Below are 21,139 nucleotides of genomic sequence, written 5' to 3' on the forward strand. Positions count from 1 at the left end.
GAGCCGCATGAGCGCTATGAGCCAAGCAACCCCGCCCCTGAAAGCGACCCCGACTCTGAGTCGCGCACGTCACTCACTCGCCCCCTGGGCCCGGATCGCCGCACTGACCGTGTGCGCCCTGCTGACACTGGGCCCGGTCATCTGGACCGTCGCCACCTCGCTGCGTACTCCGGCCCAGTCCTTCGACCTGCCCCCGCAGATCATCCCGACGCACCCGACGACCTCCGCCTACCGCGGGGTCTTCCAGCAGATCGACGTGTGGCTGCTCGCCCTGAACTCCACGCTGGTGACGGCACTGGTCGCCGTCGGCCAGATGATCACTGCGGGCCTGGCCGGATACGCCTTCGCGCGCATGGAGTTCCGTTTCAAGAAGCCGCTCTTCGGCCTGGTCCTGGCGACCATGATGGTGCCGTTGCAGGTCACCATCGTGCCGGTGTTCCTGGTGCTGAAGTCGATGGGCCTCACCGACACGCTCCTCGGCCTGATCATCCCGGCCTTTCCGACCGCCTTCGGCACGTTCCTGATGCGCCAGTACTTCCTCGGCATGCCGAAGGACCTGGGCGAGGCGGCGATGCTGGACGGCGCGGGGCCCTGGCGGATCTTCCGCTCGGTGTACGCACCGCTGGCCACACCCGGCCTGGCGATCGTCGGCGTACTGGCCTTCAACTACCACTGGAACGAGTTCTTCCGCCCGCTGATCCTGGAGACCTCCAGCCAGAACTACACGCTTCCGCTGGGCCTGGTCTCCCTCCAGGGCAACCTCGGCACCGGGTCGATCTCGGTGGTCCTGGCCGGGGTCGTGCTCTCGATGCTCCCCGCCCTCGCCGTGTTCGTCGTCGGCCAGCGCCCTCTGCGCGAGGGCATCACCTCGGCAGGAGTCAACCGTTGAGCAATGACCCCAACGCGCCGCGTTTCAGGGTCCGTCCGCCCGCCGGCTGGATCAACGACCCCAATGGGCCGTTCCGTTGGCGGGACCGCTACCACCTCTTCTACCAGCACAACCCCGACGCACCGGTGCACGCGAACGTCCACTGGGGTCATGCCTCCAGTGCCGACCTCGTGCACTGGGAGCACCACCCGATCGCGCTCACCCCGACGCCGGGCGGCCCCGACGAGGCCGGCTGCTGGTCGGGCTGCGTGACCGACGACGCCGGCACACCGACCGCCGTGTACACGGGAGTCGACCGTGCCCACGCCGGACTCGGCACCATCTGCCTCGCGCGGGCGGCGGACCCGGACGACGAGCGGCTGACCGAGTGGAAGCCGTTGCCGACGCCGGTGGTGGCCGGGCCGCCGCCGGGACTCGACGTGGTGATGTTCCGCGACCCGTTCGTCTTCCGCCACGCGGACCGGCGCTGGGCCCTCGTCGGGGCCGGGCACGCCGACGGCACACCGTCGGTCCTGCTCTACGACTGCGACGACCTGACCGACTGGCGGTTCGCCGGTGTGCTGCTGGACGGCAACGACCCGGTGGCGGCCGGCGTGTTCGGCGACAAGTCGGTGGGCTGGGAGTGCCCGCACCTGTACCGGACAGCGGGCGGCGACCACGTACTCCTGGTGTCCCTGTGGGACGGAGATCCCTGCTCCACCGGCTATCTGACGGGCCGTCTGGAGGCCGATGGCCAGGGCGCGTTGAGGTTTGCGCCGTACGCCGGCGGCCGGCTCGACCAGGGGCGGGACTTCTACGCTCCCGCCGTGCTCCAGGAGCCGGACCGCGCACTGCTGTGGGGCTGGTCGTGGGAGGCCCGCCCGCAGGAGGAGACAGACCGGGCCGGATGGGCAGGCGTACTCACCGCACCCCGCGTGGTCGACATCCACCCCGACGGTTCCCTGCGGGTGAGTCCCGCCCCGGAACTCGAACTGCTGCGCCCGGCCGAGCCGTTCGTCACCGCGCCGGGCCGGGTTCCGCTTCCGCACGCGTACGACCTGACGGTCACCGCACGCGAACCGACCACGGTGAGCCTGCTCCGGGGCGCGGCGGGCCGGGAGTTGACCGTCCGGGCGGACCCCGTCTCGGGGACCGTCGTCCTCGACCGCGGTGCCTGGCCCCGGACCGGCAGGGAAGGCTCAGCCCCGATCACCGTGCACGTGCCGAAGGGGCCGGAACTCACGCTCCGGCTGCTCGTCGACGGCTCGCTCCTCGAACTCTTCGTCGCGGACCGGGCCATGGTCACCGAGCGCGTCTACCGGCGCCCCGACGACATCGCCGAGCTGGTCGTCGACGGACCGGGGGCGCGGGTGACCGGGTGGGCGCCGGACCCAGGGAGGTGCGGCTGATCACGGGGCGGGCCGGGCGCGGGGCCCGGGTCACCGAGAGGGCGCCGGACCCACGGAGGCGCGGCTGACCACAGGGCAGGCCAGGCGCCGGACGGTCGCGGGCGGCGCCTGGCCGGCTTCGATGGCGTCCAGGAGCAGTCGGGCCGCCGCCTCGCCCATCGCCCGGTGCGGCAGCGCGACCGAGGTGAGCGGCGGGGTGAGGAACGCGGCCATGTGCTCCTGGTCGTCGTAGCCGACCACCGACAGATCGGCGGGCACGTCGATCCCGAGCCGGGTCGCGGCGTGCAGGACACCCGCCGCGACCCGGTCGTTGTAGCACAGGACGCCGGTGGGGCGACGGCCCGGCTCGACCCCGTCGAGCAGGCGCAGCGCCCCCGCGTATCCCGCGGAGATCTCCCCGCCCCCGCGCACGATCCACTCCTCGGGCACCGTGACACCCTCGGCGCGCAGCGCGTCCCTGATGCCGTGGGTACGTTCCGCCGAGGCGATGTCGTCCAGACCGCCGATCACGGCGAGCCGGCGGTGGCCCGCAGCGAGCAGCAGCCGGGCGGCTGTCCGGCCACCGGCGCGCTCGGCGGGGACCACGGCGGGCAGGGAGTCGTCCTCGGGCAGGCAGTTGGCCAGCACGGAGTGGGTGCGGTGCAGGCCCTCGGGGACGCGGACCCGGCGCAGTGACATGGCCGCGTAGATGATGCCGTCCACGCGCCGGTCGAGCAGTTCCGCGACGGCCGCGTCCTCCTTGACCGGGTCACCGCCGGAGTCGACGGTGAGGACGAGATGGTCCCTGTCCCAGGCGGTCTCCATGGCGCCGCGCAGCAGCCGGCCGGCGAACGGCGAGGACGCGATCTCGTCGGTGACCAGCCCGATCACGGCCGTACGGCGACTGCGCAGACCGCGGGCCACCGGGTCGGGGCGGTAGCCCAACTGGGCCGCGGCCTGCCGGATGCGTTCCTGGGTGGCGGCCGAGAGGTTGCCGTCGGCCCGGCCGTTGAACACGAAGGACACCGCGGTGTGCGACACACCGGCGAGCCGGGCGACGTCCCGTGACGTCGGGCGCCCGGTGCCCGTGTTCCCGCTCTCCTCGGCACCGCCCACGCCGTCCGCCGCCCTCGTCCAGCCCGTCCCAGTCGATCACCGCCCACCCTATCGGCGGGGAGCGTCACGGCACACAGGCGATCCTCAGGGCGCCGCGGCGTGGGCGTCCGATGTGGTCACCGGATTCCCCGCAGGGCGGGGACCACGTCCGGGTCAGCAGGTCGGTACGTCCAGCCAGGCCGGGCCCTTGATGTAGATGTTGGTCATCCAGGAACCGTCCGTCAGCTTGGACCAGGCGTCGTTGGTGTAGCCCTCGGCCGTGACCTCCTGGGCGTGTGCCTGGCAGACGACGTTGACCGTGGTGGGCTGGGCGAAGTAGTCGACCACGCCGGCGTTGACGTTCGGCTGGCTGTGGGTGCGTACGCCGGTGCCCCAGGTCTGGAAGGGCTTGCTGCCTCCTGAGGGCGGCGGGGTGCTGCTGCCGCCGCAGTCCGGGATGCCGGGCAGCGACGCCGGGCCCTTGATGTAGATGTTGGTCATCCACGAACCGTCGGCCAGCTTGGACCAGATGTCGTTGGTGTAGCCCTCGGCGGTGACGGTCTCGGCGTGCATCTGGCACTGGACGGACACCTGGGTGGGACCCGCGAAGGTGTCCACCACGGCACCGCGCACGCTCGGGGTGTCACGGGTGCGCACCCCCGTGCCCCAGGTCTCGAAGACCGTACCGCCGTTCGCGGGCGGGGGAGTCGGCGTGCCCGAGCCGTTGATCCGGATCGCGCCCGCGTAGTCGCCGCCGGTGCGTACGGGCGCGACCCGGATGTGGGTGCCCGACTCGTACGCCTCGACCATCTGCCCGTTGCCCAGGTACATGGCGACGTGGTGGACGTGCCCGCTGCCCCAGAACATCAGGTCGCCCGGCAGCAGCGGGGCGCTGCCCTGCGCGGCGGAGAAGCGGGCCGAGGCCTGCGAGCTGTGGAACTGGTCGTCCGCCGTGCCGTTGAGCAGGTCCTTGCCGGTGGCCTGGTAGTAGGCGAAGCGCGTCAGGCCGGAGCAGTCGAAGCCCTTGCGCTCGTTGTCGTGGAGGCTGTCGGGGTCCGAGCCGTCGTAGTAGCCGTAGCTGGCGCCCGGTGTGGCCGCGTGGCCGCCGCCCCAGCTGTACCAGACGCCGATCTGCGAACAGGCGGCGTTCACCGCGGCCTGCGCGATGGCCGAGGCGCCCGGTGCCAGGACACCGCAGGTGGCGTCCTGCGCGGCGTGGGCCGGGGCGGAGAAGAACGCGGACACGGCGAGGACCGAGGCCCCCAGGACTGCGCCGCCGGTCCGGCGGCGCGTGCTGCTGGTGTTCAAGGAAATCTTCCTTCGCGTATGCGTACGGGTGGCGTCGCCGGGCGGGCCGGGGACGGTGATGAGGACGTGCGTGCCGCTCCACACCCCCGTGGGGGAGCGGCACGCACTAGTTGTCGAGCGCGTCGCGCATCTTGGCCAGGCCACGCATCCGGTTGCGCTGGACCGTTCCACGGTGGGCGCCGAGCCGTTCACCCGCGGTGTCGTGGCTGAGGCCCTCCAGGTCCACGAGGATCACCGCCGCGGCCTCCTTCTCGGAGAGCACGCCCAGCAGCGCCAGCGTGGTCTGGGACGCCTCGTAGGAGGCCAGCCCGCCGTCCCAGCCCGATTCGGGCAGCCGGTCGGTGGACTGCTCGCGCCGGGAGGGGTGCTGCCACGCGTCGCGCAGCAGGTTCAGGGCGACGGTGCAGGTGTAGGCGTACGGGTGCTGCTGCCGTGTCAGGCTCTGGGCGCGGGCGCGTCGGGAGAGCCGTAGATACGTCTCCTGCAGCAGGTCGTCGGCGTCGTGCGGGTTGCCGGTCAGTGCCAGCAGCCGTCGGCGCAGGCGTGGCATGTCGGCGGCGAAGGACGTGTCGAAGTCCTTCGGACTCATCCGCTCGCCGTCCTCGCGCTGCGGTGGTGGGACGGCGCAGGTTCTGGTCTCCAATGTCGTTTCCCCCTCGGTCGTACGGTGCGGTCGTGGCGGGTCCCGGCCGGTGGCTGGTCAGGCCGTCGGGCCGGGTGGGGTGGCGGGGCCGTAGCGGGCGGCCGGTGCCCGGCGCAGCAGCGCCCAGTACCGGTCGCCGTACGACCAGTGCCACCATTCGGTCGGGTAGTTGACGAAGCCGGTGGCGTCGAGGGCCCAGCCCATGAGGGCCCGGTTGGCGCGGGCCTCGGCGCTGATGTTGGGCGCCTCGGTGCGGCAGGCGCCCTCGCTCTCCTTGGGGGTCGCGTTGACCTCCGTGCCCAGCGGGAGTTCCCGGCCGTCCTGGTCGCACAGCGTCAGGTCCACGGCACCGCCGCTGACGTGCGGTGCGACCTCCGGCGGGGAGATGTACGCGCTCGCCAGCTCGCGGATCCGTTCCGGCGTCGCGTCCGGGTGGGCCCGGCGCATGGTCTGCGCGTACTTCTCGAAGTACCGGCGCTGCAGTTCGGGCGGCCGGTACCCCTCCACCACCAGGAACCGGACCCCGGCCGGCAGCAGCCGCTGGGCTCGCACCAGCCGCCGTAGCGCACCGGCCCTGAGGTGGGCGTAGTTGCCGTCGTCGTCGGCCTGCCGGTGGTCGATCCACAGGTTGCCCGTGCCGCGCAGGTCGACCAGCGGTTCCCCGCAGTCGTCCTCCGTGACCGCGGCGACCCTGGCGTCCGAGAGCGTGATGATCTCTGTCACGTGCATCAGCATCGCGGACCCCGCTGCAACTGCTCTGCAAGTTGCCTGCAAGCGGTCCACCAGGACTTATGCAGATGTGCGGAGGGCTACGGCGACTGATGGACTACCCGGCGTCCGCCGTCGGCTCGTGTGCCTCGCGGCAGTCCAACTCCCGGAAGACGCCGAGTGCTTCGGCCCTGGCCGCCCGCGCCGCCGACGCGTCGCCGTGTGCCTCCCGCACCGCGGCCAGGTCTCGCAGCGTGCGGGCCCGCCACAGGGGCAGCCGCAGGGTCTCCCAGGTCGACAGTGCCCGCTCCAGCGGCTCCCGCGCGCCGTCCGGATCGCGGGCGGCCAGATGCCATTCGCCCAGCGTGCGCAGGACGAGCGCCTCGCCGAAGCGGTCCTGGCGCTCGTGGGCCACGGCCAGGCACCGGCCGAGCCGCGCCCGTGCCTCGTCGAGGCGGCCGAGCCTCAACTCCGCCTTGGCCAGCGACTGTTCGGTGTACATCACTCCGAAGGTGTCCTCCAGACCCGCGAAGATCCGCAGTGCCTGGTGCAGGAGCCGCTCAGTGTCCGCGAGCGCGCCCTCGGCCCGGTGGCACAGGGCCAGTGACCGCAGGGTCAGCCCCTCGCCGTGCCGGTCGCCCTCCGCGCGGTACAGGTCCAGCGCCCGCGCGAGAGCCTCCCGGGCCTGCGCGTCGCGCCCCTGTTCCCGGTGCACGTATCCGATGCCGTACAGCACCCGGGCCCGGGCGCCCCGCGCCGCGGACTCCCCGTACCGCTCCAGCGCCGTGTCCAACAGCTCCAACGCCTCGGCGTACCTTGCCTGTTCGCGGCGGGCCGTCCCCATCCCGGCGAGGGCGAGCGCCATACCCTCGGGCACGTCACCGCGCGCCTCGAACAGGCGCAGGGCGTTGCCGAAGTAGGTGTACGACTCCTCGAAATCGTCCTGTTCGTAGCGCAGTTGGCCCAGCCCGGCGAGCAGCCAGGCCTCTTCCTCGACGTCCCCGGCGCGGTGTACGGCGGCCATGGCCGCGGCATGTGAGCGGGACCAGGCGTCGAACTGGTTGTACAGGGCGGTCGAGCTCGCGATCAGCGCTCCGGCCAGGTCGCGGGCGGCGCGGACCATGCCGTGGTCGGCGCAGTACTCGACGGCCGCCAGCAGACAGGCCTGTTCGGCGGCGAACCAGGACGCGGGCCGCTCCAGCAGCTCCTCCTCGGTCTCCGCGTCGAGGGGCCGTACGGCGGCCGGTTCGGGGAAGCGCCGGGCGGCTCCGCCCGGGCCGAGGGCGGCCGCCTTCTCGGCGAGACCCAGCCAGGAGGCCACCAGCCGCAGCACGGCCGCCGTACGTTCCTCGGCGCTCTCCTCGGACAGACAGCGCTCGCGGGCGTGTTCGCGGGCCAGGTCGTGGATGCGGTACCGGCTGCGTCCCGTGTCGTCGACGCCGATCACGTCGATGAAGTGGCAGTCCACCAGCCGCTCCACCGCCTCCTCGGCCTCCTCCGTGCCGATGTCCAGCAGCGGGGCGGCGATCCAGGCCGCGAAGTCCGGCAGGTCCAGGAGGGCCAGTCGACGCAGCGCTCGGCGCTCCGGCGGATCCAGGTCGGCGTAGCCGAGTTCCAGGCTGGTGCGCAACTCCAGGTCCCCGGCGCGCAGTTCGCTCAGCCGGCGGCGTTCGTCGCGCAGCCGGTCGGCGAGCCGGCCGGGCGCCCAGTGCGGGCGGGCCGCCAGCCGGGCGCCCGCGATGCGCACCGCCAGCGGCAGCCGTCCGCACAGCGAGACGATCTCCGCGGCCCGCTCCGGCTCGGCGCTCGTGCGGTCCGGTCCGGCGACGCGGCGCAGCAGTTCGAGCGCCTCCGCCTGACCGGGCACCGCCAGGTCCAGGTGGGCGGAGCCCTCCAGCGCCACCAGCCGGCGCCGGCTCGTGACGAGGACGGCGCAGCCCGGGCCGGGCGGCAGCAGGGGTCGTACGTGCGCCTCGCCCGCCGCGTTGTCGAGGATCAGCAGGACGCGCCGGTGTCCGATGTGGGTGCGGTACAGCCCCGTCAGCTCCTCGACCGAGGTCGGCAGGGTCTCGGGGTCGGCGCCCATGGCGCGCAGCAGCCGGGCGAGGGCGTCGGCGGGTTGCAGCGGCGCGGTGTCGGCCGCCCGCAGGTCCACGAACAGGCGGCCGTCCGGGAAGAGTTCGGACGTACGGTGGCCGACGTGCACGGCGAGCGCGGTCTTGCCCGTGCCGGACCGGCCGGAGATCACCCCGATCGGCGGAGCGGTACGACCTGCCTCGTCGACCCTGCCCACCAGCGAGGCGGCCCAGGCGATCTGCTCGGTGCGGCCCACGAAGTCGGCGATGTCCGGCGGGAGATGGGACGGTGCGGGGGTGGGAGTGGAGCGGCCGCCGGTCGGCGGCCTCGGGGGCTCCGCGGGTTCCCGCCCGGTCCGGTGCGGGCGTGGCGTGCCCGCCACCTGTGTGTCGTTGGTCAGTACGGCCTGGTGCAGTGCCCGCAACTCCGGGCCGGGATCGATGCCGAGCTCCTCGCGCAGGATCGCGCGGCCCTCCCTGTATGTGCGCAGGGCGTCGGAGACGCGGCCGGTGCGGACCAGCGCGGTCATCAGTTGGCCGCGCGGCCGTTCCCGCAGGGGGTGGGCGGCGACGTGCGCGAGCAGCGGAGCGATCGTCCGGTCGGCGTGGCCCAGGTCGAGCTGCAGTCCGAAGGTGTCCTCCTGGGCGACGAGCCGCAGTTCGGCCAGCCGGGCCGCCTCGATCCGGGCGAAGGACTGGCCCAGTCCTTCCAGCGCTTCCGGGCCGCGCCACAGCGCCAGCGCCTCGGGCAGCAGGTCGGCGGCCTCCTCGAGACGGCCCGCCGCGGCGGCGGCCCGGCCGGAGGCGAGCAGGTCCTCGAACCGGCGGGCGTCGATCTGGGACGGGTCGAGGTCGGCGACATAGCCCGGCGGTCGGGTCCGGACCACGGCGTCCTGCGTGACCTGGGCCAGTGCCCGGCGTACGGCGGAGACATGGGTGGCCACCAGGGCGCCCGCGGTGGCCGGCGCCTCCTCGTCCCAGACACAGTCCACGAGCCGCTCGGTGGAGAGCACCTCGCCGAGGTGGACGACCAGTGCCGACAGGACCGCGAGGGGTCTGACACCGCCGAGCGGGGCCCGCCGGTCGCCGGCCCACACCTCCACCGGACCGAGCAGCCGCACTTCGAACATCGTTCCCCGATCGCCGCACCACCCGCCCGATGGAGCACGGCAAAGATAGCGGCGAACATGCCCACGACACAGCGACGACCGGACCGCCGTGACCGGATTCGATCGATTCGGCGGACCGGTGTCCCTCACCTGCAACGTCAAGGCAGATGACGCCGGTTGTTCGCGCGCGCCCGGCGGTCGGCGCTCCTCCCTCCTCGCGTCGGTTGGCCGGTTCTTGCCGGTCGGCAGGGCCGCTCGCGTGCAGAGAGGACGGTTCGCCCGCCGCCCTCGTATGACCGTCGGAGAAAGAGAAAAACCTTGTGTTCCGGGGGCATACGGAAGGGGCCCGAGGGGCGTCAACGGCTCGAAAGCATCACGCCCGTTCGAACCGAGCCCCCGGGAGCCGCCCCATGCACCGCTGGACCCTGGCCCTGCTGACCGCCGGTCTGCTGGCGACGACGGCCACCGGATGCGCGGGCACCACGACCACCCCCGGGGCGACCGGCAGCAGCACGCCCCGCGCCGCGGGCAGCCCGGCGGAGACGCTACGGCTCGCGGAGCAGCTCCTCATCAAGGAGTGCATGGAGAAGGAGGGACACAAGTACTGGGTCGAACCGCCCACTCCCGACGACGTCTCGATCCGCTTCCCCTATGTCGTGGACGACCCGGCATGGGCCGAGGCCCACGGCTACGGCACCGATCTGCGGCGGGAGCGGGAGGCCGAGGTCCGGAGCGATCCCAACCAGCGGTACTTCCACTCCGTGCCGGCCAAGGCCAGGGCCGTTCTGGTGAGCGACCTCAACGGGGCGCGGCCGCAAGGGCTTTCGGCCCGGCTCCCGAACGGCATGCGGGTCTCCCACAGCGACCAGGGCTGTCAGGCCACCGCCGAACGGCAGTTGTACGGGGACCTCCAGGCCTGGTTCCGGGCCACCCGGGTCACCGACAGCCTGGCCGGCACGCGCGTCGGCCTCGTGACGAACGACAAGCGCTACAAGGCGGCCGTCAAGCCGTGGGCGCGCTGCATGCGCGAGCGGACGTACCCCTACGCGGACCCCGCCCGGGCCCGGGCGGCGGCCACCCTGCCGGAGACTCCGTGGCCGCATGCCAAGGAGGTACGGCTGGCTTCGGCCGAGGCGGCCTGTGCCGTCTCCAGCGGTCTGTCGTCCGTGGCGGAGTCCCTGGACTCCGAGTACCGGGACCGGCTGCGGCGAAGCCACCCCCGGGAGACGGCCGATCTCGCCCGCCTCAAGCGCGAGGCGCTGCCCCGCGCCCGCGTGATCGTCGCACGCGGCGACTGAGCGCGGCCCGTCTCCCCACCGACCACCACGGCCGTCGAGCCGTGGGCGCACCACCCCACCCCAACGAAACGAGGGAAATCATGTCCGTCAAGCGTCTCCTCACCGTCGCGGCCTCGGCCGCCGCCGTCGCCGCGCTCTTCTCCCCGGTCTCCAGCGCCAGCGCGCTGGACGCGGGCTCCCAGAAGACCGCGACCGCGCAACTCGCCGGGGACGGCTACCTTCACGTCTACACCCAGCCCTACGGTGGCGGTCGCGAGTGCAAGTGGTCCGGCAACTCCGACAACTGGGGTAGCTGCCGCAACCTGACCTCCGACATCTGGAACAACGGCTACGCGGGCGGCCTCGACGCCGTCGACCTGTACACCGCCCCCAACGCCGGCGGCGCGCACGCCTGCATCAGCCAGGGCGACCGCTGGTACGACACCACGACCGACACCTACCGCTTCACCTACGGCGCGGGCCTGGACCAGTTCGGCAAGACCGTCAACAACAACATCTCGTCGCACCGCTGGGTGGACTACTGCAGCCAGGGCTGAGGCCCCGATGGGCTCGCCCCGGTACGCCTGCGCACGGGCGTACCGGGGCGACCCGCGTTTCCGGCACCTCGCGGCACAGTGGTTCGCCGACTACGTGTCTCCCCAGCCCGCCGGTTCGCTACCGCAGACGACCGGGTGGGGCGCGTGTGACGTCAAGCCGGGTGAGGAACTGTGGCCGGGTCGGCCCCGGCGGGGGTCCCTGAGTGTGGTGCGCCCGGTGTGGGGCCTCGATTTGGTCTCGTCGCGTGCTCCCGTACCGGCGAAGCCCCGCGCAAGCCGGCGACCGGATCCGGCCATGGCGTTAGCCGGTGGCGAGCTGATCCGCTGTCCGGCACCGCCGCGCGAACGCCCTGTCTGCCGAGGCGAGTTCGGACGGCTGGTGCGCGCGGGATCCGGAAGCGTGCCGGCCGGCGCACACGATCCCGGAGCCGACGGCGGCGACCCCGTCGAGGTCGCCCCCGGCGTCTTCCCGCGCGAGCGGTCCGGCGAAGCCCCGTTCCCCGGTGTCGACGATCAGTGCCGGGATGCCTCGGGTTGCCAGTGCCAACGGTTCGGAGAACTCCCGCCGTCGCCGAGTGCAAGGCATGTTTTCCGACACCGACGTACCTGCGGGCAGTCATGGGTCTATCGACGCGGCGTCAAATGTTGTGCACAAATTCCACACAGACCTCTCTCCAGGCGGGCACAGATGGTCTAGATTGACCTTGCTTCGCCCGGTGTGACACTGGGCGACAGAAGATGATCTATGAGTCCGGCTATGTGGATGGCCAGCGGTTGTGTCCCTCGCGCCGGACTTGGGGGTGGTCGATTCAGTTGGCCCGAGGGGGGCTTGGGGCATGAAGAGCATCCGAGGTTGCGACGGGTTCCCGTGCGCTTCAGGGGCTTGGCGGGACCGGCGAGTCCGGTGTTGCCGGGGCAGGGTGTTCGCGAAGTTCTGAAATGGCCGGGGAGTCTTGCGCCGGGGCGCGGGCTTCCCGAGGGGGAACAGCGGAGTGGGGGCTTCCGTAGGGGGAGTTGCAGTGCGGGAGGCGGGGGCCTCCCGTAGGGGCGAAACAGTGTGCGGCGACCACGTCAACACCACTGGGGACCTTGGGGGGTTCTGTGCGGCAGGGGGGAATAGTCGGGCCTTTTCCGTCGGCGCGAGAGCGTTTGGCGAACGGGGCGATTGGCCAGCCGGCGATCGAATGGGAGCAGCGGTACCGACGTACCGTGATCATCAGTGACACCGTGGCCACCGCCTGTGTGGTGGGGGGGATCGGTGACTTCTTCGGGGCCCGGGACGCGGCCAACTGGCATGAGAAGTGGGGCATTCTCGCCTTCGGCACTCAGTTGTTGGTGCTGGGCGCGCTGGCGTTGAGCCGCTCGTGGTCTCCGGCCGTGCTCGGTCAAGGCGCCGAGGAATTCCGCCGGTTGGGACGTTCGCTGTTCACGGCGACCGTCGTGCTGGCGCTCGGCGGGATCGCTCTGACCTCGCGCAACATCAAGCTCTGGATCTTCGTCGCGATCCCGGCGATCGCGCTCGTCACCATGACGGAGCGGTATGTGCTCCGTCTCTGGCTGCACAAACAGCGCAACGAAGGACGCTGCCTGAGACCGGTGCTCGCCGCCGGGAGTCCGGCCACCGTGCGCGACCTGATCAGCCGGACCCGCAAGTTCCCGCACCTCGGCTGGCGGGTGGAGGCCGTGTGCACGACGGACGGCCGCGGCGTCGACGGCGAGCAAGGCGGCCTCGACGGCGACCAGTTGGACGGGGTGCCGGTCATAGGGCTGCTGGAGGACGTCGCCAAGCACGTCCGCCACGACGGCTACCGGGTCGTCGCGGTCACACCCGACCCGCACTGGTCACCGGACCGGCTGCAGCGGCTGGCCTGGAACCTCGAGGGCAGCGACGCCGAGATGATCGTGGCCCCCGTGCTGATGGAGGTGGCCGGCCCGCGACTGCACGTCGACGCGGTGCTCGGGATACCGCTGCTGCGGGTCAGCATGCCGACCTTCACCGGCGGCCGCCGGGCGATCAAGGGGGTCGTCGACCGGATGGGCGCGGCGATCCTGCTGCTGCTGTTCGCGCCGCTGATGATCCTCGTGGGGCTGTTCGTGCTGACGGACAGCCGGGGCGGGGTGTTCTACCGCCAGCGCAGAGTCGGCAAGGACGGCCGCGAGTTCACCATGCTGAAGTTCCGCAGCATGGTCGCCGACGCCCACAGCGCGCGTGCGGCGCTGGCCGAGCGCAACGAAGGCGCGGGCCTGCTGTTCAAGCTCCGCCGGGATCCGCGGGTGACCCGGGTGGGAGGGGTGCTGCGCCGCTACTCGATCGACGAGCTCCCGCAGCTCTTCAACGTGCTCACCGGATCCATGTCGCTCGTCGGCCCCCGGCCTCCGCTGCCGGAGGAGTCCGCCGAGTACGGCCCGGACATCCGGCGGCGGCTGCTGGTCAAGCCCGGGCTCACCGGCCTGTGGCAGATCAGCGGGCGCAGCGATCTTCCGTGGGAGGAGGCCGTCCGCCTCGACCTGCGGTACGTGGAGGACTGGTCGCTCGCCCTGGACACGGTGATCTTGTGGAAGACGCTGCGTGCCGTGATCCACGGGCACGGAGCCTACTGATGCGCGGGGGTCGTCCGACCGGCGCGCGGACCGCAGGCCGCAGGGGCCTGCCTGGGGGGAGAGACCGGACATGAGAGTCAGCGTTTTCGGGCTCGGCTACGTGGGCTGTGTGTCGGCCGCGTGCCTGGCCAGCATGGGGCACGAGGTCATCGGGGTGGACGTCAACCAGGTGAAGGTCGACCTGGTCAACGACGGCAAGGCCCCGGTGGTGGAGGAACGCATCGGCGAGCTCATAGCCGAGGTCGTACGGACCGGAGCGCTGCGCGCCACCGACGACGTCCGCGAGGCGATCGCGAACAGCGAGGTGTCGCTGATCTGCGTGGGCACACCGTCGGAGCCCAACGGCAGCCTGTGCACCACCTACTTGGAGCGGGTCACCGAGGAGATCGGCGCCGCGCTCGCCGAGCGGGGCGGGCGGCAGACCGTCGTGTTCCGCAGCACCATGCTCCCGGGCACCTGTCTGAACCTGCTGGTGCCGATCCTGGAGAAGCACGTCGGCGGCACGGCCGGGGTGGACATCGGGGTCGCGGTCAACCCGGAGTTCCTGCGCGAGGGCACCAGCGTGAAGGACTTCTTCGACCCGCCCAAGACCGTCATCGGCGAACTCGACCCGGCGAGCGGCGACGCGGTGGCGGCGCTGTACGAGGGCCTGCCCGGCGAGGTGTTCCGGGTGCCGATCCCGACCGCCGAGGCGATCAAGTACGCGGACAACGCGTTCCACGGCCTCAAGATCGGCTTCGCGAACGAGCTGGGCGCCGTGTGCCAGGCCCTGGGCGTGGACTCGCACCAGGTGATGGACGTGTTCGTGGCCGACCGCAAGCTGAACATCAGCCCCGCCTATCTGCGGCCCGGCTTCGCCTTCGGCGGCTCCTGCCTGCCCAAGGACCTGCGCAGCCTGGTCCACGCGGCGCAGCGGGCCGACGTCTCGGTGCCGATCCTCTCCCACGTGCTGGCCTCCAACTCCGACCACTTGCAACGCGCGGTGGACATGGTCGAGCGCACCGGCAAACGCCGGGTGGGCCTGTTCGGGCTCTCCTTCAAACCCGGCACCGACGACCTCCGCGAGAGCCCGCTCGTCGAACTCGCGGAGCGGCTCTTCGGCAAGGGCTACGACCTCAAGATCTACGACGCGAACGTGAGCCTCTCCCGGCTGCTCGGCGCGAACCGCGAGTACATCGAGAGCCGGCTGCCGCACCTGGCGCAGCTCCTCGCCGACTCCGTCGACGAGGTGCTCGACCATGCGGAGGTGTGCCTGGTCGGGACCAAGGACCCGGCCGTGCTGGACGCGCTGCCCCACGCGGGCGAGCCGCTGATCGTCGACCTCATCCGCCTCCCCGACGCCGAGGCGCGCCGGGCCGAACCGGGGTACATGGGCCTTGCCTGGTAACGCGACCACCGGCGACGGGACGAACCGTCGCGCGCTGATCCTCGTGGAGAACCTCTCGGTGCCGTTCGACCGGCGGGTGTGGCAGGAGTGCACCACGCTGCGCGACGCCGGCTGGGAGGTGCATGTCATCTGCCCCCAGGGGGAGAAGCGGGACACCGAACCGGAGGCGGTGATCGACGGGGTGCGGATCCACCGCTACCCGCTGCGCGCGGCCACCGGAGGACCGGCCGGCTATCTGCGGGAGTACGGATCGGCGCTGTGGCACACGGTCAGGCTGGCCCGCAAGGTCGGCCCGGTCGACGTGGTCCACGCCTGCAACCCGCCCGACCTGCTGTTCCTGCCGGCCCTGTGGATGAAGCGGCGCGGCGCGCGGTTCGTCTTCGACCAGCACGACCTGGTGCCCGAGCTGTACCTCTCCCGGTTCGACCGCGGCGAGGACCTGCTCTACCGCGCCGTGTGCGCGCTGGAGCGGCGGACCTACCGGGCCGCGGACATCGTGCTCGCCACCAACGAGAGCTACAAGGATGTCGCGCTCAGCCGAGGCGGCCGGCGGCCGGAGGACGTCTTCGTGGTGCGCAGCGCGCCCGCGACCGACCGGTTCCAACCGGTGCCGCCGGAGCCGGAGTTGAAGCGCGGCAAGCCCCATCTGCTGTGCTACCTCGGCGTCATGGGTCCTCAGGACGGCGTCGACTACGCCCTGCGGGCCCTGGCGAAACTGCGCGACGAGGTCGGCCGGACCGACTGGCACGCGGTCTTCGTCGGGGCAGGCGACGCCTTCGACGCGATGGTGGAACTGTCCGGGCAGCTCGGCCTCGCCGACCGGGTGCAGTTCACCGGACGCATCCCGGACGCCGACCTGGTGCGCTACCTGTGCACCGCCGACGTGTGCCTTTCCCCCGACCCGCACAACCCGCTCAACGACGTGTCGACCATGAACAAGGTCCTGGAGTACATGGCGATGGGACGGCCGATCGTCTCCTTCGACCTCCGGGAGGCACGCGTCTCCGCCGGTGACGCCGCCGTCTACGCGCCCGCCAACGACGAGGCCCAGTTCGCCAAGCTCATCGCGCTGCTCCTCGACGATCCGGAGAAGCGGGCCCGGATGGGCAGGACCGGCCAGGAGCGGATCAGCGGGCCGCTGTCCTGGGAGAACTCGCAAGCGTCACTGCTCGCCGCCTACGCCGCCGCCACCCGGGACCATGCCCCGGTGTCGACGGGTGGGCCGCTCCGTACGGGGAAGAGGCCGCTCCATTGAATGACGACACGATCCGCCTGGTCACGATCGGACGGATTCTCCGTCGGCGGTGGCGGCTGTTGGCCGTCCTCGCCGTAGTGGGCGCGCTCTTCGGTTACGGCACCTCGGTGCTGCTGCTCCCGCCGCGCTACACGGCAGAGGCATCGGTCCTGCTGCCGGGCCAGTGGGAAGAGCGCGAACTGCTGACCCAGGTGGACATCGCGACCAGTTCGGCGGTGGTCGACCGGGCCGCGGCCGCGCTCAAGTGGAAGGGCGTCGACGGCACCGAGCTGCGCGACGACGTGAGTGCCAAGGCGGACGACGGGAACATCATCAAGGTCTCCGGTACGGCCGACACCCCGGAGCGCGCCCAGCAGCTCTCCGACCAACTGGCCCAGCAGTTCGTCACCTTCGCCACCCGCATCGCGGGCGGCAGCACCGACCCCGCGGCGGACACGGCGACAGAGGCACTGCGCAAGCAGGTGGCCGAGACCAACCGCCGCATCACGGACCTGGCCAACTCGGCGGACCCGGGGCAGACCGTGGAGAGCGTGCAGGCCCGCACCGAACTCGAAGGCCTGCGCACCGGCCTGCAGGACGCCATGAAGAAGCTGGAGGAGGCCAACCCGGCGACCGCCAAGGCCAGCTTGGTCGTCATGGGGCCGGCCCCCCGGCCGACCGGCGCGGCAGCACCCACGAGGACACAGCAAATCGCCGCCGGGGCGCTGCTCTTCCTCCTGCTCGCGGTCGTCGGCCATCTCGCCGCCGCACGGGTCAGCCGCCGGCTGCGCACCGAACCGGAGATCGCCGCGGCGCTCGGCTCACCGTTCCTCGGCGCCGTCGACGTGCCCGGTGAACAGCGCGGGCACCACCCCGAGAGCCATGGCTCACGGGCCCGGCTCCGCCGGCTTCTGGGCATCGACACCCGATGGGACACACCGACCCCGCACAGGTCCGGCGACGAGGCCGAGCGGCGGATCCGCTACCGGCGGGTGTGCGCTCGCCTCCGGGACCAACTGCCCGCCCCGCGACGGCTGTTGCTCGTCGTACCGGAAGGCGACGAGGTGGCCCGCCGGGCCGCCGTACAGCTCGTCACCGAGGCCGGCGGCGATCCGCTGCTGCGGCTGGCGGAGGTCTCGGCGGACCGGCCGATCGTGCCGGACCGCGAAACCGAGTCCGGTGCCCTCGCCGTCCTCAGTGCCGGGAGCTGGACCGCCGCGGAACTCGCCGGCATCGCCGAGGCGTGCGCGGACGGCGGCCACGCACTCGTCGGCGTCGTCGTCGCGGGTACGGTCCGCACCCGCCCGGCGCGGACCGCCGACCGCCCTTCTGACGAGGCCACCATGGCGCTCGCGGTGCACGGCCACGCGAGAGGAGATTCAGCGTGACGACGAACACGACTTCGGAGTCGTCGGCCGCCGGCCCACTCCTCGACCTCCAGGCGCTGGTGGTCGCGGTGCGCAGGCGCCGCCGCCTGTGGGGCGCCATGGCGCTCCTCGGCCTGTTGCTCGGCGCGGCCGTCGCGGTCCTGCTGCCGCCCGCACCGGCCGCGGTGACCAAGGTGCTGGTCGCGCACCAGGAGGACCAGCCGAACGACACCGGAACGCTGATCCGCACCGACGCCCAACTGCTGGCGACCTCGCGGATCGCCGGCCAGGCCCTGCGGATCCTCAAGTCCCCGGAAAAACCGGAGGACTTCATGAAGGACTACCGGGGCACCGGACTGACCAACAACGTCCTCGAGATCGATGTGACGGGCAAGACCGACGCGGAAGCGGTGGCCCGGGCCAAGGCACTGGCCGAAGCGTTCGTCGCGGACCACGCCAAGCGCATCAAGGCCATCGCCGACGCCAACGCCCAGGGCCTGCTCGACCAGCGCGACCGCATGAAGGCGGAGCTTGCCGACGTCAACAAGACGATCAACGGCCGGACGCCCGACACCGACCCCACGGACTCGGCGAACCTCGAGTCGCTCTTCGCCCAGCGGGCCGAACTCACCTCGCAGATCTCCGACTTCGGCCAGCGCGCCGAGGAGGCCCGGGTCGGCGCGCCGCAACTCGTCGCCGGCACCCAGATCGTGGACGCCCCGCGCGCGGTACGGCACTCCCTGCCCAAGGCCCTCGTCACCGACGCCGTGGTCGGACTCGTCCTCGGGCTCTTCCTCGGCCTCGCGCTGGCCGCCGTCGGCGTGGTGGTCGCGGACCGGCCCGTGCTGCGCCGGGACATCGCGGCGAACCTCGGCGCCTCGGTCATCGCCGAACTGCCCCGCCGCTCCGGCAGGTTGTGGCAGCGCCGACGGACCCGGGTGGCCCGCGAACGGCTCACCACGACACTGGCCCGCACCGCGCGCGGCTCCGCGGAACCGCTGTCGCTGCTGGAACTCGGCTGCGCGCGCGGCACGACCGTGATCGCCCTCGGCCTCGCCCGGGCACTGGGGGAGGACGGTCCGGTGACCGTCGTCGACGGCCTCCCCGGCACACAGCTCTCGCGCCGCCGCCCGAAACCGGGAGACCCCACCGTGGTCGGCGCCGAACGCGTCCCGGCCATGTCGTCCCAGGAGGGCCGGATCGGCGTCGGCTCGGTGGCACCCGGCACGGCGTGGACCGACCTCCAGTACCTCGGCACCCGGACCGTGCTCGTCGTCCGTGCCGGGCACGGCAACGCCGCCTGGCTGCACACCGTGGCACGGCAGCTCGCGGACCAGCGCATCCCGGTGATCGGCGTGGTGCTGATCGACCCCGATCCGCGCGACCGGACCGACGGCACGCTGTGGGACGGGCTGGCCAACGCGCTGCGCGGCCGCAGCGAACCGCCGACCTGGCAGAGCGGTGGGGGTACCTCCCACGCCGTCAAGGCAGTGGGGGAGGAACGACGGCTCACCGAACGGCAGCCGATACGGGCCGCACGGGTCCCGGACAACGACCAGGAGGTGCGCTAGACGTGTGTGGCATCGCGGGCACGTACCGATGGCCGGACGGAAAGGCCGTCACCGACCGGCTCACCGACACCCTCGCCCACCGCGGCCCGGACGGCGCGGGCCGCTACGGCCACCCCCTGGGTGACGGCGAGGTGCAGCTCGGACACCGCCGGCTGTCCATCGTCGACCTGTCCGAGACCGGCGCCCAGCCGATGGTCTCGGACGGCCTCGCCCTGACGTACAACGGCGAGCTGTACAACGCGGCGGAACTGCGGGCGGAGCTGGAGGCCACCGGGGTGCGCTTCCGCGGCACCTCCGACACCGAGGTACTGCTGGAGGCCTGGCGGCGCTGGGGCACGGACTGTCTGCCCCGGCTGCGCGGCATGTTCGCGTTCGGCATCTTCGACGAGCGCACCGGTGAACTGGTGCTCGTCCGCGACCAGTTGGGCATCAAGCCACTGTTCCTGCTCCGGCGCGGCGAGGGCCTGATGTTCGCCTCCGAGCTCAAGGCGCTCGCCGCCGCGACCGGCAAGTCGCTGGAGGTGGACCAGGCGGCGCTCGTGGCCTCCCTGCTCTACTACTGGGTGCCGGACTCCCGCTGCGCGTTCCGCGAGGCGGAGAAGCTGCCGCCGGGGAGCTGGCTGCGGTGCCGGCCCGACGGCCGGGTGGAGCGCGGCAGTTTCTGGAACCTGAAGGACGTCGCCGCCGAGGGCCGGGACCGGGCGCTGGCCGGCGAACAGCCGGACCTCGCCGCCATCGTCGAGGAGTCGACCCGGCGCCACCTGATCTCCGACGTCCCCGTGGCGACCTTCCTCTCCGGCGGCCTCGACTCCAGCTATCTCACCGCGCTGGCGGCCCGCCACCAGCCCGGGATCTCCGCCTACACGATCGGATTCCGCGCCGAGGACGCCAAGTTCGAGGCGATGCCGGACGACCTGCGCTACGCCCGGCAGGTCGCCGAGCAGTTCGGTGTCGATCTGCACGAGATCGAGATCGCCCCGAACGTGCTCGACCTGCTGCCGCAGATGACGTACAGCCTGGACGAGCCGATCGGCGACCCCGCCGCGATCAACACGTACCTGATCTGCATGGCCGCCCGGGAGGCCGGGGTCAAGGTGATGCTCTCGGGGATGGGCGCCGACGAGCTGTTCGCCGGGTACCGCAAGCACTTCGCCAACCTGCTCGCGCTGCGCTACCAGCGCGTCCCGCGACCCCTGCGGCGCGGGGTGTCCGGGGTCGTGGACCGGCTGCCGGTCGCCACGGCCCGCCGCGGCTACCGGTCGGTGCGCTTCGCGAAGCGGTTCCTCTCCTTCGCCGATCTGCCGGAGGAGACCGCGTTCCGGCGCAGCTACACCATGTACGACCAGGACGAGCTGCTCGCCCTGGTCAACCCGGACCTGGCCGGGACGGTCGACGACGTGGTCACCGAACACGCCGACGTCTACCAGGACAACGACCTCGACGACTTCGTCAACCGCATGTGCCTGACCGACGCCCGGATGTTCCTGCCGGGCCTGAACCTCGCCTACACCGACCGGTCGAGCATGGCCGCGTCGACGGAGGTCCGGGTGCCGTACGTCGACATCGAGGTGGTCAAGGCGGCGTTCGCCGTACCCGGCAACCGCAAGATCGTCGGGCGCCAGGGCAAGGCCGTCCTCAAGGAGGCGGCCACCTCGGTCCTGCCCAAGGAGATCGTGTACCGGCCCAAGGGCCTGTTCAGCGCCCCGCTGCGGGCCTGGATGAGCCGGGACCTGGCACCGCTGGTGCGCGAGGTGGTCAACGACGGCGAACTCGTCCGGTCCGGGCTGCTGCGCCGCGACGCGCTGGCCCGGATGGTCGCGGAGGACGCCGCCGGACAGGCGGACTACTCCAAGCATCTGTGGCACGTACTGACCCTCGAGTACTGGTATCGCGACGCGACCTCTGGCTCCGCCCAGAGCACTCGGTCGACGGCTTAGGAATCAGGAGTTCT

At 72.1% G+C, this 21,139-nt stretch carries 16 protein-coding genes; 10 read left to right on the plus strand and 6 right to left on the minus strand.

Annotation, left to right across the window (positions count from 1 at the left end):
• Positions 1 to 16: 16 nt before the first annotated feature.
• The gene (locus OG223_RS44780) at positions 17 to 889 is read left to right on the plus strand and encodes a carbohydrate ABC transporter permease (protein WP_329262104.1); all 873 of its coding nucleotides are present in this window, start codon (positions 17 to 19) and stop codon (positions 887 to 889) included.
• Complete coding sequence (locus tag OG223_RS44785; RefSeq protein ID WP_329262107.1) at positions 886 to 2,277, plus strand: glycoside hydrolase family 32 protein; 1,392 nt, start codon at positions 886 to 888, stop codon at positions 2,275 to 2,277. Before OG223_RS44780 ends, OG223_RS44785 begins: the two co-directional genes overlap by 4 nt.
• 30 nt (positions 2,278 to 2,307) lie before the next feature.
• Here the strand turns inward: OG223_RS44785 and OG223_RS44790 are convergent, their stop codons facing one another.
• From OG223_RS44790 to OG223_RS44810, 5 genes are all read right to left on the minus strand, one after another.
• Positions 2,308 to 3,372, minus strand: a complete 1,065-nt coding sequence (locus OG223_RS44790; RefSeq protein WP_329262109.1) for a LacI family DNA-binding transcriptional regulator — start codon at positions 3,370 to 3,372, stop codon at positions 2,308 to 2,310.
• Between the two features lie 153 nt (positions 3,373 to 3,525).
• Positions 3,526 to 4,659 carry a C40 family peptidase gene (locus OG223_RS44795; RefSeq protein WP_329262112.1) on the minus strand — a complete coding sequence of 378 codons (1,134 nt, stop codon included), beginning with the start codon at positions 4,657 to 4,659 and terminating at the stop codon, positions 3,526 to 3,528.
• Positions 4,660 to 4,765: 106 nt separating this feature from the next.
• Positions 4,766 to 5,302 carry an RNA polymerase sigma factor gene (locus OG223_RS44800; protein WP_329262114.1) on the minus strand — a complete coding sequence of 179 codons (537 nt, stop codon included), beginning with the start codon at positions 5,300 to 5,302 and terminating at the stop codon, positions 4,766 to 4,768.
• 57 nt (positions 5,303 to 5,359) lie between these two features.
• The gene (locus OG223_RS44805; protein WP_329262116.1) at positions 5,360 to 6,025 is read right to left on the minus strand and encodes a M15 family metallopeptidase; all 666 of its coding nucleotides are present in this window, start codon (positions 6,023 to 6,025) and stop codon (positions 5,360 to 5,362) included.
• Between the two features lie 103 nt (positions 6,026 to 6,128).
• On the minus strand, positions 6,129 to 9,215 hold the full coding sequence (locus tag OG223_RS44810) for an AfsR/SARP family transcriptional regulator (RefSeq protein WP_329262120.1): 3,087 nt from the start codon (positions 9,213 to 9,215) through the stop codon (positions 6,129 to 6,131).
• Between the two features lie 389 nt (positions 9,216 to 9,604).
• Here OG223_RS44810 and OG223_RS44815 point away from each other — a divergent pair, with 389 nt between their 5' ends.
• Positions 9,605 to 10,492 (plus strand): hypothetical protein, encoded by an 888-nt coding sequence (locus OG223_RS44815; RefSeq protein WP_329262124.1) that lies wholly within the window; start codon positions 9,605 to 9,607, stop codon positions 10,490 to 10,492.
• A gap of 80 nt (positions 10,493 to 10,572) precedes the next feature.
• Complete coding sequence (locus OG223_RS44820; RefSeq protein WP_329262129.1) at positions 10,573 to 11,028, plus strand: hypothetical protein; 456 nt, start codon at positions 10,573 to 10,575, stop codon at positions 11,026 to 11,028.
• Positions 11,029 to 11,329: 301 nt separating this feature from the next.
• On the opposite strand, the gene OG223_RS44825 is transcribed toward OG223_RS44820, so the two are convergent.
• Positions 11,330 to 11,575 carry a hypothetical protein gene (locus OG223_RS44825; protein WP_329262132.1) on the minus strand — a complete coding sequence of 82 codons (246 nt, stop codon included), beginning with the start codon at positions 11,573 to 11,575 and terminating at the stop codon, positions 11,330 to 11,332.
• A gap of 554 nt (positions 11,576 to 12,129) precedes the next feature.
• On the opposite strand from OG223_RS44825, the gene OG223_RS44830 reads away from it, so the two are divergent.
• The 6 genes from OG223_RS44830 (at position 12,130) to asnB (ending at position 21,125) form a co-directional block, all read left to right on the plus strand.
• The gene (locus OG223_RS44830) at positions 12,130 to 13,629 is read left to right on the plus strand and encodes a sugar transferase (protein ID WP_329262135.1); all 1,500 of its coding nucleotides are present in this window, start codon (positions 12,130 to 12,132) and stop codon (positions 13,627 to 13,629) included.
• Between the two features lie 70 nt (positions 13,630 to 13,699).
• On the plus strand, positions 13,700 to 15,016 hold the full coding sequence (locus OG223_RS44835) for a nucleotide sugar dehydrogenase (protein WP_329262138.1): 1,317 nt from the start codon (positions 13,700 to 13,702) through the stop codon (positions 15,014 to 15,016).
• Positions 15,006 to 16,271 (plus strand): glycosyltransferase family 4 protein, encoded by a 1,266-nt coding sequence (locus tag OG223_RS44840; RefSeq protein ID WP_329262141.1) that lies wholly within the window; start codon positions 15,006 to 15,008, stop codon positions 16,269 to 16,271. The genes OG223_RS44835 and OG223_RS44840 overlap by 11 nt, the downstream gene beginning before the upstream one ends.
• Entirely contained in the window at positions 16,268 to 17,638 is a 1,371-nt protein-coding gene (locus OG223_RS44845; protein WP_329262144.1) for a Wzz/FepE/Etk N-terminal domain-containing protein, read from the plus strand. Before OG223_RS44840 ends, OG223_RS44845 begins: the two co-directional genes overlap by 4 nt.
• Positions 17,635 to 19,188 carry a Wzz/FepE/Etk N-terminal domain-containing protein gene (locus OG223_RS44850; RefSeq protein ID WP_329262146.1) on the plus strand — a complete coding sequence of 518 codons (1,554 nt, stop codon included), beginning with the start codon at positions 17,635 to 17,637 and terminating at the stop codon, positions 19,186 to 19,188. Before OG223_RS44845 ends, OG223_RS44850 begins: the two co-directional genes overlap by 4 nt.
• Before the next feature lie 2 nt (positions 19,189 to 19,190).
• Positions 19,191 to 21,125, plus strand: a complete 1,935-nt coding sequence (gene asnB / locus OG223_RS44855; RefSeq protein WP_329262149.1) for an asparagine synthase (glutamine-hydrolyzing) — start codon at positions 19,191 to 19,193, stop codon at positions 21,123 to 21,125.
• Positions 21,126 to 21,139 lie beyond the last annotated feature (14 nt).

Source organism: Streptomyces sp. NBC_01478 (genome assembly GCF_036227225.1).
Taxonomy (GTDB): Bacteria; Actinomycetota; Actinomycetes; order Streptomycetales; family Streptomycetaceae; genus Streptomyces.